This is a genomic window from Streptomyces sp. LUP47B (assembly GCF_001746295.1).
Lineage (GTDB): Bacteria > Actinomycetota > Actinomycetes > Streptomycetales > Streptomycetaceae > Streptomyces.
In genome coordinates this window covers 397,776-410,757 of sequence record NZ_MJAH01000005.1, presented here as the reverse complement: position 1 = coordinate 410,757, position 12,982 = coordinate 397,776, and the positions used below count along the sequence as shown (strand labels likewise).

12 protein-coding genes are annotated in these 12,982 nt (G+C 72.6%); 7 read left to right on the top strand and 5 right to left on the bottom strand.

The genetic code is table 11. The features are described from left to right. Positions 1-14 precede the first annotated feature (14 nt). Entirely contained in the window at positions 15-1,391 is a 1,377-nt protein-coding gene (locus BFN33_RS17965) for an NtaA/DmoA family FMN-dependent monooxygenase (protein ID WP_069761069.1), read from the top strand. Positions 1,392-1,398: 7 nt separating this feature from the next. Here the strand turns inward: BFN33_RS17965 and BFN33_RS17960 are convergent, their stop codons facing one another. Further along, positions 1,399-1,767, bottom strand: coding sequence for a hypothetical protein (locus tag BFN33_RS17960; protein ID WP_069761068.1), 369 nt, complete (start codon positions 1,765-1,767; stop codon positions 1,399-1,401). A 193-nt stretch (positions 1,768-1,960) separates the two neighbouring features. Here BFN33_RS17960 and BFN33_RS17955 point away from each other — a divergent pair, with 193 nt between their 5' ends. Further along, positions 1,961-2,404 carry a GNAT family N-acetyltransferase gene (locus tag BFN33_RS17955; protein WP_088245356.1) on the top strand — a complete coding sequence of 148 codons (444 nt, stop codon included), beginning with the start codon at positions 1,961-1,963 and terminating at the stop codon, positions 2,402-2,404. Here BFN33_RS17955 and BFN33_RS17950 read toward each other — a convergent pair. Together BFN33_RS17950 and BFN33_RS17945 are read right to left on the bottom strand one after the other, a co-directional pair. Continuing rightward, positions 2,385-2,897 carry an AAA family ATPase gene (locus BFN33_RS17950; protein ID WP_069761066.1) on the bottom strand — a complete coding sequence of 171 codons (513 nt, stop codon included), beginning with the start codon at positions 2,895-2,897 and terminating at the stop codon, positions 2,385-2,387. The two genes, BFN33_RS17955 and BFN33_RS17950, sit on opposite strands and share 20 nt — an antisense overlap. Before the next feature lie 139 nt (positions 2,898-3,036). Then, complete coding sequence (locus BFN33_RS17945) at positions 3,037-4,122, bottom strand: M12 family metallopeptidase (protein ID WP_069761065.1); 1,086 nt, start codon at positions 4,120-4,122, stop codon at positions 3,037-3,039. Positions 4,123-4,220: 98 nt separating this feature from the next. Between BFN33_RS17945 and BFN33_RS49840 the strand changes: the two genes are divergently transcribed. After that, a complete protein-coding gene (locus BFN33_RS49840) occupies positions 4,221-6,428 on the top strand; it encodes a LuxR C-terminal-related transcriptional regulator (RefSeq protein WP_256122788.1) in 2,208 nt (735 codons plus the stop codon). Between the two features lie 84 nt (positions 6,429-6,512). Here the strand turns inward: BFN33_RS49840 and BFN33_RS17935 are convergent, their stop codons facing one another. After that, positions 6,513-9,080, bottom strand: coding sequence for a CHAT domain-containing protein (locus tag BFN33_RS17935; protein ID WP_069761064.1), 2,568 nt, complete (start codon positions 9,078-9,080; stop codon positions 6,513-6,515). Positions 9,081-9,228: 148 nt separating this feature from the next. Here BFN33_RS17935 and BFN33_RS17930 point away from each other — a divergent pair, with 148 nt between their 5' ends. Genes BFN33_RS17930 through BFN33_RS17920 form a run of 3 tightly spaced genes read left to right on the top strand, consistent with a single transcriptional unit; the run spans position 9,229 to position 11,782 of the window. Next, positions 9,229-10,656, top strand: a complete 1,428-nt coding sequence (locus BFN33_RS17930) for a S8/S53 family peptidase (RefSeq protein ID WP_069761063.1) — start codon at positions 9,229-9,231, stop codon at positions 10,654-10,656. A 59-nt stretch (positions 10,657-10,715) separates the two neighbouring features. Continuing rightward, positions 10,716-11,291 (top strand): RNA polymerase sigma factor, encoded by a 576-nt coding sequence (locus tag BFN33_RS17925; protein ID WP_057617915.1) that lies wholly within the window; start codon positions 10,716-10,718, stop codon positions 11,289-11,291. Between the two features lie 5 nt (positions 11,292-11,296). Further along, positions 11,297-11,782 carry a hypothetical protein gene (locus tag BFN33_RS17920; RefSeq protein ID WP_069761062.1) on the top strand — a complete coding sequence of 162 codons (486 nt, stop codon included), beginning with the start codon at positions 11,297-11,299 and terminating at the stop codon, positions 11,780-11,782. Here the strand turns inward: BFN33_RS17920 and BFN33_RS17915 are convergent. Next, positions 11,772-12,569: an N-formylglutamate amidohydrolase gene (locus tag BFN33_RS17915; RefSeq protein WP_069761061.1), complete on the bottom strand. Its 798-nt coding sequence runs from the start codon at positions 12,567-12,569 to the stop codon at positions 11,772-11,774. The two genes, BFN33_RS17920 and BFN33_RS17915, sit on opposite strands and share 11 nt — an antisense overlap. A gap of 47 nt (positions 12,570-12,616) precedes the next feature. On the opposite strand from BFN33_RS17915, the gene BFN33_RS17910 reads away from it, so the two are divergent. After that, complete coding sequence (locus BFN33_RS17910) at positions 12,617-12,946, top strand: DUF5713 family protein (RefSeq protein WP_069761147.1); 330 nt, start codon at positions 12,617-12,619, stop codon at positions 12,944-12,946. Positions 12,947-12,982: the final 36 nt, after the last annotated feature.

The window sequence follows — 12,982 nt, the reverse complement described above, 5'->3', positions numbered from 1 at the left end:
AGGACCGCACCGACATGAGCAAGCCGCAGAAGCAGATCCATCTGGCCGCGCACTTCCCGGGCGTCAACAACACCACCGTGTGGAGCGACCCCGAGGCCGGCAGCCACATCGAGTTCAGCTCCTTCGCGCACTTCGCGAAGACCGCCGAACGCGCCAAGTTCGACTTCCTGTTCCTCGCCGAGGGCCTGCGGCTGCGGGAACAGGGCGGCAAGATCTACGACTTGGACGTCGTCGGCCGCCCCGACACCTTCACCGTCCTCGCCGCGCTGGCCGCCGTCACCGAGCACCTCGGTCTGACCGGCACCATCAACTCCACGTTCAACGAGCCCTACGAGGTGGCCCGCCAGTTCGCCAGCCTCGACCACCTCTCCGGCGGCCGCTCCGCGTGGAACGTCGTCACCTCCTGGGACGCCTTCACCGGCGAGAACTTCCGCCGTGGCGGCTTCCTGCCCCAGGAGGAGCGCTACTCCCGCGCCAAGGAGTTCCTCGCCACCACCCAGGAGCTCTTCGACTCCTGGCACGGCGACGAGATCCTCGCCGATCAGGAGTCGGGCGTTTTCCTGCGGGACGCGAAGGCCGGCTCCTTCGTGCACACCGGCCGGCACTTCGACATCCACGGTCAGTTCAACGTCCCGCGCTCCCCGCAGGGCCGCCCGGTCGTCTTCCAGGCCGGCGACTCCGAGGAGGGCCGCGAGTTCGCAGCCTCGTCCGCCGACGCGATCTTCAGCCGGTACGCCACCCTCAAGGAGGGCCGGGCCTTCTACACCGACGTCAAGAACCGCCTCGCCAAGTACGGCCGCCGTCATGACCAGTTGCTGATTCTGCCCGCCGCCTCCTTCGCCCTCGCGGACACCGACGCGGAGGCCGAGGAACTGGCGCGGACCGTCAGGCGCCAGCAGGTCAGCGGTGCCACCGCGCTGAAGCACCTGGAGTTCGTCTGGAACCGGGACCTGTCGTCGTACGACCCCGAAGGGCCGCTCCCCGACATCGACCCGGACGTCAGCGACAACCACATCTCCAAGGGGCGTGCCCAGGTCCGCATGTACCGGGACCCGCTGGCCACCGCCCGCGAGTGGCGCGAACTGGCCGCCGCCAACAAGTGGTCCATCCGCGACCTGGTCATCAACACCGGCAACCGGCAGAACTTCATCGGCTCACCGGAGACGATCGCCCGCACGATCAACGAGTATGTGCAGGCCGACGCGAGCGACGGCTTCATCCTCGTCCCGCACATCACCCCGACCGGACTCGACGCCTTCGCCGACAAGGTCGTCCCGCTCCTGCAGGAACAGGGCGTCTTCCGCACCGAGTACGAGGGCCCGACCCTACGCCACCACCTCGGCCTCGCCCACCCGGACGACGTCCAGGACGAGCAGCGGGTCGCGTCGTGAGGCGAGGTCACTCCTCCCAGTCGAGCTGATGCCCGGGCGTCCCGACCGACCGCCCGTACGCCACCGCTTCGGCGCGGCCCGCCTCGTCGCCGCGCCGATAGCGGAACACCTTCCCCGCGAAGACGACCACGCGCTCGTTCCCGGCGGTGAAATCGGCGTACCAGCCGAGCTCCGGCTCCAACGCCTCGGCGAGCGCCTCCGCCAGGGCACCGACGTCCTCGCCGTCGGCCTCCCACTCGACGAGCGTCCACACCGGCGGCTGCGCGTCGCTCGCCCCACCGATCTCGACCCTGCTGACCTTCCGCAACCGCAGCCCGCGCGGCTCGAACACCGCGCCGACCCGAAGACTCTCGCCGATGACGTATCCGGTGACCATGTGCTGTCTCCTTGCTGATCGGGGCTTTGCGGACGACGAAGGCAAGCTTGGACCAACTCCCTGTCACGATACGTCCGTCGACGGCAGGGCTCGCCGCACATCCGGCCGACGTCCGCAGGGAGTCGGCGGAGACGGCTCGTCGTACGGCCGACCGCTACCGGAACGCCTCCGACACCGTGCCATGATCGACGCCATGGCCGTCCGAATCGACCTCGCCGATGTCAGCGACCTCCACCAGGTCCTGGCGGACCACACCCGCTACTGGGGCGAGCGCGACCTGCGCTCCCTCCATCTTCCGGCGCTGGTGCGGGAGTTCGGGGCCACCTGTCTGGTCGCCAGAGCCGAGGACGGCATCCGCGGCTACCTCTTCGGATTCGTCACCCCCGACCACACCGGCTACGTCCACCTGATCGCCACCCGCGACGACACCCGCGGCACCGGCCTCGGCCGTACCCTCTACGAGGCGTTCACCGAAGCCGCCCGCGGTCAGGGAGCGGTCCGCCTCAAGGCCATCACCTCGGTCACCAACGAGGGCTCGATCGCCTTCCACCGCAGCCTCGGCTTCGACGCCCGTGAGGTGGAGGACTACGACGGCCCCGGCCGCCCCCGCGTCGTCTTCACCCGCGCCCTGCGATGAGAATCGCATCGAGCAGCGGGCCCAGCGAATCCTCGGGCTCCTGGCCCGCGGTGTCGACGACGACGCGGTCCCGCTGCCACGGCTCGTACTCCCGGTCGACGATCTGCTGCCAGGTGGGCAGCGGCAGGTCGGGGATGTCCACCGAGCGCGAGTCCACACGGCGCCGGTGCTCGTCCGGATCGGAGCAGACGACCTCCACCTCGACCACCGGAACCCCGGCCCTCGTCGCCGCGTCGCACCAGGCATCGCGCGTGATCGGCAGCGGGTTGACGGACTCCGCGATCACCGTGAGTCCCTGTCGCAGCTGCTCCTCGGCCAGGGCGTACCCGACGACATAGCCCACCGGCCCCACGGGATGCCGGGCCAGCCCGGAGCGGACGACAGCCTGCTCGATGGTGTCGACCCGCAGATGGACCGCGCCCGTCCGGAGGGCCAGGAGCCGCGCGAGGGTGGTCTTGCCGGTGGCGGGCAGGCCGCCGATGACGATCAGCATGCCCCACTCTTTCACCCGGAACTCCCGCTGAACGCCGTGTGGCCGGCGCACGTCTCCCTCCCCCGAAGGTGACGTGCGCCGGCCATTCCCCCGGCGCCGGACAGCGGTCCAGCCTCGCCCGTGCGGCCCGTCTGTGCTGTCACCAGCACATGACCGCGGTTTCCCCCGAACCCCACGCGGAGTACAGGCGCACACGGACGAAGTAGCGGCGGCCCTTCACGAGACGGGCCCTGATCGTGGCGTTGCGCGGAGTGCCTCCGTCGTCCCGGCCGGTGAGATAGCGGGGTTCCCCGTCCCGCTCCTCGAAGACCACGACCACGGTGTCGCTGTCGCCGAAGGTGCCCACCGTGTACTCGCGGGTCTCCGGCGGTTCCACGGTGAAGTCGGCCTGCTCACCCGGTCCGAGCCCGAGCGGCGCGGACCGGAAGGGCACCAGCGCCGGCGGCCGGACCTGCTCGGTCGGCGGGTACCGGCGCAGGACGTACTCCTTGTCGGCGGCCGACAGCGTGCCGGGCGGGTTCAGGCCCGCGCGGAACTGCTCCGGCTCCAGGATCAGCCCCGCCTCGAAGGCGTACTCCATGATCGACTGCGGGTCCCAGACGGTGCCGTTCACCTCGTCCGGGTCGAGCTTGCGCAGGATGTTGAAGAACGTCCGGTCCCGGCTCCAGAAGTTCGGCGCGCCCGCCAGATCGGCGTAGACGGCCTCGTCGTCCCAGTGGATCCCGGCGAACGGACTCTGGTGCTCGTGCAGCATGCCGAGCGCGTGCCCGATCTCGTGCAGGGCCGTCCCGCGCTCCCCGGGCGCGGTCAGGTCCCAGCCGAAGTTCATGGTGCGCTCGTACAGACCGACCCGGAGCGCGTCCCTGCCCACCGTCGACCAGGAGCCGTCGCCGAGCTGGAACCCGATGCGCAGTTCGGCCTCCGAGCGGTCGCCGACCTCGGTGACCGTGACGCCGATCCCCAGGTCCTGCCACTCCTGGAAACACTCGCGCACCACGTCCCGCTGCTCCTTGCCGCCGACCCACGACACCCGACGGGACTGCCCCGTCCCCGGAACCGGAATGACCGACCCGTCGGTGTCGCCGTCGAAGAAGCAGTAGTGCAGGACCGTGCCGTTGACCCACGTCCGGCTGCCGCCGACGAGCGCACTCAGCCGCTCGGCGGCCAGCCCCGGGGCGAACGCCGGAGCCGGCTGCTGCGCGAGTGAGCAGTAGCGTGCGGTCATGGGGTTCAGCGTGCCGTGAGGCGTCTCGGGGCGCCTGAGTCGGGGGCTACTCAAGTCCCCCTGTATCAGGACTGAGTAGCGGTGCTCTTGCTTCCGTGATGACATTCGAACGGGACGCGAAGACCCTGGAGCTGCCCTGGCCGTTCACCGGGCGGGAGGACGAACTCGAGCTGGTCCGCAGGTCCGTCGCCGGAGGACGGCACGGCATCGTGGTCACCGGTCCCGCGGGCCGGGGCAAGACCCGGCTCGTCACGGAGGCCGTGCGCGGCACCGACTGCGCCAGGGTGGCGGGCACGCCCGAGACCCGCGGCCTCCCGTTCGCCGCCTTCGCGCACCTCGTTCCGGAGACCGCGTCCCTGCATCGCGCGGTCCACCTGCTGTCAGGCATACGGCTGTTGCTCGTCGACGACGCCCATCTGCTGGACGACGCCTCGGCGGCCCTGGTCCACCAGCTCGCCGTGCACGGCCGCACCCGCCTCCTGGTCGTCGCCACGGAGGGCGCCCGCGCGCCGGGCGCGATCTCGCGCCTGTGGACCGGAGAGCTCCTGCCGCGCCTCGCCCTGGAGCCGTTGCCGCGCGAGGAGACCGCGCAGTTGCTCGCGGCCGGCGTCGGCGGCCTCGAAGCCCTCACCGTCAACCGGCTGTACCGCCTGTGCCAGGGCGATCTGCGACTGCTGCGCGAGTTGATGGACGCGGTGCGCGAGCGGGGGCTGCTGAGCCAGGTACAGGACTCGACCGAGTGGGCGTGGCGCGGCCCGGTGCCGGTCACCGCGACCGTGCGCGAGCGCACCGCGCACCTCCTCGATCGCCCGCGTTCCGGCGAGCGCGAGACCCTGGACCGCCTGGCCTTCGGCGAGCCGCTCCCCGTGGACGCCGCCACGCTCGACCTGGACGCCCTGGAACGCCTGGAGGCCGACGGTCTGGTCCACGTCGACGAGCAGGGCACCGCCCGACTCGCCCACCCGCTCCACGCCCCGGTGCTGCGAGCCGCCGCCGGACGCCTGAAGACTCTGCGCCTGGCCCGCACCCCGGCCGACTGCGCGGCGGCCCTGGAGGCCGAGACGGCCACGCTGGTCCGGGCGATCGGCGAGAGGGACGTACGGGCCGTCGCCGCGCCGGTGGGGGAGTGGCTCCTGGACGAGGGCGCCGGAGTACCGGCCCGGCACGCCGCGGTACGGGCACGGTTCGCACGCCTGCGGGGGGAACTGCGGGAGGCCGCGGCCTGGGCGAGGGAGGGACTGCGGGCCGCTGCCGATGACCCGGCCTGCCGTCACGAACTCGCCCTGGCCGCGGCACAGTCGGGTCACCCGGAGCCCGCGGCACCTCCGGCCGCCTCGGGCGTCGACCGATCCCCCGAGCCGCCCTGGACCGGATCCGACGACAACGGTTCCGCCGTCGTCCCGCCCGGGCCCACGGCACCGGAATCCGCCGAGTCCCGAGTCCGGCCCGGCGACAGCCGACTCACCGGCCCGCTACAACCGTCCACGCCCGTCGTCGACTCCGGCGATCTCCAACCTTCCGTGCCCGTCGTCGATTCCGGCGATCTCCAACCGTCCACGCCCGTCATCGATTCCGGCCCCCTGCAACCGTCCGTGCCCGTCGATTCCGGCGATCTCCAACCGTCCACGCCCGTCGTCGACTCCGGCCCCCTCCAACCACCCACCCCCGTCGGCGACTCCCGCACCCCCCAACTCACCGCGCCCCCGACCGACTCCAGCAGCGCAGCCGACTTACGGGAGGTCGTGGGTGGTTCGGCGGTCACCTGGTGGGCCGCCGCCCGCGGGGATCTCGACGCGGCGCTCGGCGCGGTCGGCGAGGATCCGTACGACGCCGTGCGGCTCGGCGCGCCCGAGCGGGCGGGCGGACGGCTGACCGGTGTCTTCGCCGAACACGCCGAGGCGCTCGCCCACGACGACGGTCCCGCCCTCGACCGGGCGGCGCAGGCGCTGGAGGAACGTGGTTTCCTGCTCTTCGCCGCCGAGGCGTACGCCCAGGCCGTACGGGCGCACCGCGACCCCAGCGCCGCCCGCGTCTCACGCACCCGAGCCGTCGCCCTGGCCCGGCGCTGCCAAGGCGCCCGCACCCCGGCCCTGTCCGGCCTCGTCCTCGGCGAACTCACCGCGCGCCAGCGGCAGATCGTCACCCTCGCGGCCGCCGGCCTGAGCAACCGCCAGATCGCGGAGAAGCTCACCCTGTCGATCCGCACCGTCGGCAACCACCTCTACAGCGCGTACGCCCGCCTCGGCGCGAGCGACCGCGACGCGCTGCCGTGCCTGGTGGAGCTGCCGGAGGCCCAGCCGGCCTGAGCCGTACACCGGACCGGGGCGGTCTGACCCCCAGTATTCGGGGGAGGGGTCAGGCCGCCCCACACATCACGCACCCCTTGGGCATCACGCCGCCCCGAACGCCGAGAACGCCCACCCCGTCGCCTGATGCACCGAGTCCCCCGGCAGCGAGGCCCGCGCGTCGCGCAACGCCTCCGCCATGGACGCCCCCGCACTGAGCCCCTTGTGCAGCGTGAGCATCAACGGCACCACCGCCTCGTCGTTGACCGGCGCGCTGCACGCCACCACTCCGGCCGTGCCCAGCGGCAGCAGCGCGGTGACCAGACCGAGCAGTTCGTCCGCGCCCACCGAGGCGAACCGGGCGGTGTCGCAGCAGGACAGGATGATCCGGTACGGGCTGCGGTCCAGGCGCTCGAAGTCGTGGACGATCAGCGGCCCGTCGGCCATCCGCAACGCCGAGAACAGCGGGCTGTCCGCACGGAACGTGCCGTGCGCGGCGATGTGCGCCAGCGCCGCCCCGTCCAGTTCCGCCAGCACCCGCGGCACGCGCGCGTCGTCGTGCTCCAGGACGGTCGCGGTGCCGTAACGGCCGGCCAGTTCGGACACCTCGGCGCCCCCGCTCGCGAGGCCGGGCCCGCGAACGAGCACCTGACGCCCGCCCGGCGCCGGCACGGTCTCCCGCGCCCGCAGCCAGCTGCTCGCCGACGGCGACACACTGAACACCCGTTCCCGCAGCGAGGGCAGCAGCGCCCACGGCACCCGGTGCAGCCGCCCCGGCGGCACCACCACGACCGGACCGGAGCCGAGCTGCGCCGCGGCCGGCCCGAGCAGCAGCTCCTCCAGCCGCCGTCCGGCCGCCTCCACTACCGGAAGCCGCGCCTCCGCCCCCGGATGGGCCAGCCGCCTGAGCCCCGCCTGAACGTGCTCCGCCTCACGTTCGGCGTCGGCCAGCAGTCCGCCCTCGTACCGCCGCACCCGCCCCTGCGCGCACAGCAGCACCTGAACCCGCCCGTCGAGCACGGCCAGTTCGACCAGCCGTACGTCGTCACCGAGCCGTTCCAGGAGCCTGCGCGGGTCGAACCGGTAGCCGTCACCGGGCGCGTCCCCGCGCATGTGGAGGGTCCGGGAGCGGATCTGCCGTTCCAGGCGCCGCTGTTCACGCTCCAGCGTCGGCACCGGCCGGCCCTCCATCCGGGCCGCCTCCGCCCGGGCGGCGATCTCCCGGAACGCGGTCAGTCCACTGAGCAGTTCGGGATCGGCCGGCGGGCGGGTCGCCGGGGCGGACAACACCGTGGCCCGCCAGCGCTCGCTCCACACCAGCAGCCGCCGCGGCCCGCCCGAGGCGAGCGAGGCCCGCGCGGCGAGCCCGGCCAGCTCGGCGCCCTGAGCGGTGGCCCGCGCCCGGAGTTCGGAGGCACCGAGCGTCGTACGGTGGTCGTCGAGCACGTCCAGACCCCGGCGACAGGCCTCCAGCACCCGCCGGTCGGAGCCCACGGCCCGCGCCCACAGCGCCTGCGCCGCCCACCCCGTCATCCGAGCCAGCGGCGGCCCGCTGTGCCGGCTGCGGGCCGCCACCTCCAGATGCCGCTGGGCGTCCTCCCGCCACCCCAGTCCGAGCGCGATCCGGCCCGCGAGCAGCGAGGCCTCCGGGGCGGCCGGCGCGCCGAAGGAGGCCAGCCGGTCGGCGACCGCGGCCGCGTCCGCGACCAGCCGGCCCGAGCCGCGCCCGGCGGCGACCCGCGCCTCGATCAGCACCAGCCGGGCATGCGTCTCCCACCAGGTGCGCCGCTGACCGGCGAACAGTCGTACGGCCATGTCGGCGCGCGCGATCGCGGTGTGGGCGTCACCCGCGAGCCGGGCCGCCCGCGCGGCGGCGAGCAGCAGCTCCGCCTTGAGGGTGGACTGTCCGCCGATCCCGTCGAGCACCTTGATCGCCGCGTCCGCCTCCGCGAGCGCTTCCGGGGCGAGCCCCGCGGCCATCAGGACCTCGCAGCGCCGGATGGTGAGCATGAACGTCGGCGTGCCGAGCTTGGCGTACCGCTCCTGCGCCTCGTCGAGCAGTCGCAGCGCTGCGGGTATGTTCCCCGACCGGTACGCGGCAAGCCCCCGGCTCTCCACCGCGTCGGCCTTGTCGTGCTCCTGGCCCGTGGTGTCCCACAGCGCCTCCGCCGCCGTGAAGTCGGCGTCCGCCCGCTCCACCGCCCCGAGCGCCAGATGCACGGTGGCCCGCAGGGTCAGCGCCCGCGCCGTCCAGATCACGTCGTCGGCCTGCCGCAGCACCGGAACCGCCCGCCGTACGTCCTCCAGCGCCGCCCGGTGATGCCCGAGGACCCAGGACGCGTAGGCCCGCCGGAACAGGACGCGCGCGCGGGTGTGCCCGCTGCCGACCTCGACACCCCGCTCCAGCGCCGCCAGCCCCTGCCGGGTCCGCCCCGCGACCACCAGCGCCACCCCGAGCGCGGCCAGCACGTCCGCCTCCCGGTCTGCCGACTCCGAGCGCGCCGCGAGATCGCGGGCGCGGCGAAGATGCTCCAGGGCGATCCGCATGTCGCCCCAGTCCCGCTGCCAGATGCCGATCACCTGGTGGGCGACGGAGGCGTGCAGCGGTGAGGGATCCGAGCCGAGTACTTCCTCCGCCCTCGCCAGCGCCTGGTTGGGGGCGGCGAACACCATCGGCAGAAGTTCGAGAACCGAGTCGCTTCCCGCTGTCACTCCATGGATGGTAGTGGCCCAGGTGGCAGGCCACACCGGTTTGGCGCTGTATCAATCACCGGCCCCGCGGCTCTGACTGACGACCGCCGCCTCAGTGGGAGGGAACGCCATGGCACCTCAGCGATTCCACGAGCAGTTCGACCAGATCCAGCGCTCCATGCCCGACGTCCCGCTGGCACTGGGACCTGACGACGCCTCCGAGTTCATCTACGAGAAGGGCGTGGTCCTCGCCCGCGACGGCCGCGACGCTGCGCTCGTCGAGGAGACCGTCCGCACCCATTTCACCGAGGCGACCGGTCTGACCGGCGACTACGTGCGCCGGGACAGCCCCGAGACCAACCGCTCGGGCATCACCCGGATCAAGGTCGGCGACCCGGGCCACGGCGACCGGCGCGGCGACCGTGCCGTCACCCACGCCCTGCGCGCCATGAGCGAACGCGAGGGACGCGCCGGACACCGGCTGATCAGCCGCAACCACGTGGTGTCGATCGCGGTCAACTCCTGCCCCGGCGACGAGCCCGTGCCCGCCGCGCTCAGCCAGGGCACCAACCCGGCCCCCGCGGAAGCCGGTCACGACCCCGACACCGCCGTGGGCGTCCTCGTCGTCGACAACGGTCTCACCCACGACCACGGCCTCGTCCCGCTGCTCGCCCACGTCGAGGGCGACCTGCACGGCACCGAGACCGACGGGGCCGGCAACCTCCTCCAGTACGTCGGCCACGGCACGTTCATCGCCGGTGTCCTCGCGGCCGTCGCGCCCAACACCGACATCACCGTCCGCAGCACCCTCAACGACGCGGGCGCCATCCTGGAGTCCGAGCTCGGCGAGAAGCTCTTCGAGGCCGTGGCCGACGGCTGGCCCGACCTCATCAGCCTCTCCGCGGGCACCTCCAACGGCCGCAGCGACGGACTGCTCGGCATGGACGCCTTCATGCGGGAACTGCGCGCCCACGGCACCCTGTTGGTCGCCGCGGCCGGCAACAACGCCAGCGCCAGCCCCTTCTGGCCCGCCGCCTACGCCGACCTGCCCGAGTACCAGGACGTCGTCCTGTCGGTCGGCGCACTGCGCGGCGACGGCGAGTTCGGCGCCTGCTTCAGCAACCACGGCTCCTGGGTGAAGGTCTACGCCCCCGGCGAGCGGCTCACCAGCGCCCTGACCGGCTTCGACGCGCCCGTGCCGTACCTGTACCAGCACTCCACGTACGAGGCCTGCAGGTTCGGCTTCACCTACGTGTGCACCTGCCAGTCCCCCTCCCACATCGGCGTGTTGAGCGAGGACGGCACCACGGCCAAGCCCGACCAGGTGATGTTCGAGGGATACGCGCACTGGAGCGGCACCTCCTTCGCGACCCCGGTCGTGGCAGGTCTGGTCGCCGCCCACATGACCGCGAACAAGGAGACCGACCCGCGCGCAGCCCGGCAGCAACTGCTCGCCACCAACACGCAGTTCGCCGAAGTGCGCGGGGCGCACGTACCGGCGCTGAGGCCGGCCGGCTGGCGCCCGGTGCCGGTCGTGCAGCGCCCTGTCGGCGCATGACGGCCGGAGTGGTCCCTTCCACGGCGTACGATGACTTGCCGTACACGAGGGGTGGGACCGTGGACCGAGCAGATGTCGGTGCGCTGGTCCAGTCCGCCGTCGACGGTGACGCGGCGGCCTGGAAAGCGCTCGTGGAAGGGCTGAGCCCACTGGTGTGGTCCGTGGTGCGCGCGCACCGGCTCTCCGACGCCGACGCGCACGAGGTGTACCAGACGGTGTGGTTCCGCTTCGCCCAGCATCTCGGGCGGATCCGCGAACCCGACAAGGCCAAGTCGTGGCTCGCGAGCACCGCGCGCCACGAGTGCCTGAAGGTGCTCAAGAGCTTAAGGCGGCTGACCGTCACGGACGATCCGCAGCTCCTGGACCGGATCAGCGAGGACCGTACGCCCGAGCAGTCGTTCATCGACTCCGAGGAGGCCGCCGCCCAGAGCGAGCGCGTCCGGTACCTGTGGCAGGAGTTCGAGGAACTCGGCGAACGCTGCCGGCAGTTGCTGCGCATCCTGATGGCCTCGCCGAAGCCCGGCTACCAGGAGGTGTCCGCCGCCCTGGGGATCGCGGTGGGCAGCATCGGACCACTGCGCCAGCGCTGCCTGAGGCGGTTGCGGGCGCGGCTCGAAGCCCGGGGGGCGGTATGAGCGACATGAACGACGATCTCGACGCGGTGTTCGACGAAGAGGCGTCGCCCGACGAGGAGTTCGCCCTCGAACTGCTGGAGGAGGAGCTCCGGCAGGCGACGGCCATCCTGGACCCCGTACCGCCGGCCCTGCGGCAGATCGCCGTCGAGGCCTTCGCGCTGCACGACCTGGACAGCCGGATCGCCGAACTCGCCTTCGACTCGGTGGTGGACGCCCTTCCGGTGAGGGGAGCGACGGGGGCGCCGCGGATGCTGACCTTCCACGCGGGCGAGGTGACGATCGACGTCGAACTCACCCCGCAGGGCCTCATGGGGCAGGTGCTGCCGCCCCAGTCGGCCCGGATCGAGGTGCTCAGCGGTCCGCAGGCGGGCTCGCCGCTCACCACCGACGACATGGGCCGCTTCACCTACGAGGCGTCCCCCGCCGGTCCGTTCGCGCTGCGGCTGCGGACGGGCGAAGGAGTGATCGTCACCGACTGGCTCACCGTCTGAACCACGCGTCAGGAGACTCCAGCGCATCCACGAGAGCGGCGAGTGCCTGCGCGAGCCGGTGCAGCCCCGGCCCGGCGGGCCCGCCCGGTTCCGTCATGTAGGTGTCCCGCCGGATCTCCACCATCAGGGCGCTCACCCGGGGCTCGCGGCCGTAGAACTCCAGCGGCACGTACGTCCCACCGAACGGACTGTCCAGCCCGACCTCCCCGAACGCCTCCCGCGCCGCGGCGAGCAGCCCGTGCGGCGTGTGGAAGGAGTCGGTACCGAGACAGACCGGAGGGCGTGGCCCCTGGCCGTGCAGCTCGTAGGGCAGCGGCGCGCTGGGGTAGGAGTGCACGTCGATGACGATGGCCCGCCCGGTGACGGCCAGCCGCTGGGCCACGGCGTCGGTCATCGCCCGGGCGTACGGCCGGAAGTAGCGCGCGAGGAGCGGCTCGGGGTCGGTGTCATCGGTCCGCAGCTCCTCCCGCCCCGTGGTCTTCGTGTATACGGCCCCCATCCCGACGGCGAGCATCTCCTCCCGCTCGTCCGGGAACCGCTCGGGATCGACGACCAGCCGCGAGAGCCGGTTCACGAACCGCCACGGGGCCACCCGGGCCAGCCGGGCCGCCTCCTCGGCGAGCTCCGCGGTGTGCGCGTCCACGATGTGATCGAGCTCCCGCTCCAGCGCGGAATCGTCCAGCACGATCCCGGCCCGTACGTCGTCCGGTATCTCCCGGGAGGAGTGCGGCACATGAAGGATCACCGGAGATTCCCCGGCGCCGGGCACGAGGTCGAACGAGGGCATACGGCTGCTCCCGGGGCGTTGTCAGTGGCGTGGTGCACCATCTCAGCATGAACATCAGCAACCAGCAGGTGACCGCCCACCCGTTCCTCGAGGCGCTCTACCGCGACGGCTACTACCCCGACCGCGCGGTGGACCGGGGCAAGGAGATCCTGCTGCGGCTGTGCGAGCGGATCGAGGCGGACCGGCCCGCCGACCTGGCCGCGCTGTACGTGCTGACCCAGGCGGCCACCGAGGAGTTCAACGACCTGCAGGACGACGACTTCGACATCGAGACCGTGGCCCGCGAGGAGATAGCCCAGAACTTCTGGTTCGTGGCCGACGCCTACGGCTTCGCGGGCGCCGACGTCGAGGAGCTCATCGCGACCCGGGACTGGTGAGCGCGCAAGATCCTCGCCGCAGACCCGGCCTCCCCA

Coding starts and splice junctions, on each gene's coding strand:
- BFN33_RS17965 (WP_069761069.1), top strand. CDS start 15: ATGAGCAAGCCGCAGAAGCAGATCCATCTGGCCGCGCACTTCCCGGGC.
- BFN33_RS17910 (WP_069761147.1), top strand. CDS start 12,617: ATGAACATCAGCAACCAGCAGGTGACCGCCCACCCGTTCCTCGAGGCG.
- BFN33_RS49840 (WP_256122788.1), top strand. CDS start 4,221: ATGACATTCGAACGGGACGCGAAGACCCTGGAGCTGCCCTGGCCGTTC.
- BFN33_RS17920 (WP_069761062.1), top strand. CDS start 11,297: ATGAACGACGATCTCGACGCGGTGTTCGACGAAGAGGCGTCGCCCGAC.
- BFN33_RS17945 (WP_069761065.1), bottom strand. CDS start 4,122: ATGACCGCACGCTACTGCTCACTCGCGCAGCAGCCGGCTCCGGCGTTC.
- BFN33_RS17915 (WP_069761061.1), bottom strand. CDS start 12,569: ATGCCCTCGTTCGACCTCGTGCCCGGCGCCGGGGAATCTCCGGTGATC.
- BFN33_RS17930 (WP_069761063.1), top strand. CDS start 9,229: ATGGCACCTCAGCGATTCCACGAGCAGTTCGACCAGATCCAGCGCTCC.
- BFN33_RS17935 (WP_069761064.1), bottom strand. CDS start 9,080: ATGGTGTTCGCCGCCCCCAACCAGGCGCTGGCGAGGGCGGAGGAAGTA.
- BFN33_RS17955 (WP_088245356.1), top strand. CDS start 1,961: ATGGCCGTCCGAATCGACCTCGCCGATGTCAGCGACCTCCACCAGGTC.
- BFN33_RS17960 (WP_069761068.1), bottom strand. CDS start 1,767: ATGGTCACCGGATACGTCATCGGCGAGAGTCTTCGGGTCGGCGCGGTG.
- BFN33_RS17950 (WP_069761066.1), bottom strand. CDS start 2,897: ATGCTGATCGTCATCGGCGGCCTGCCCGCCACCGGCAAGACCACCCTC.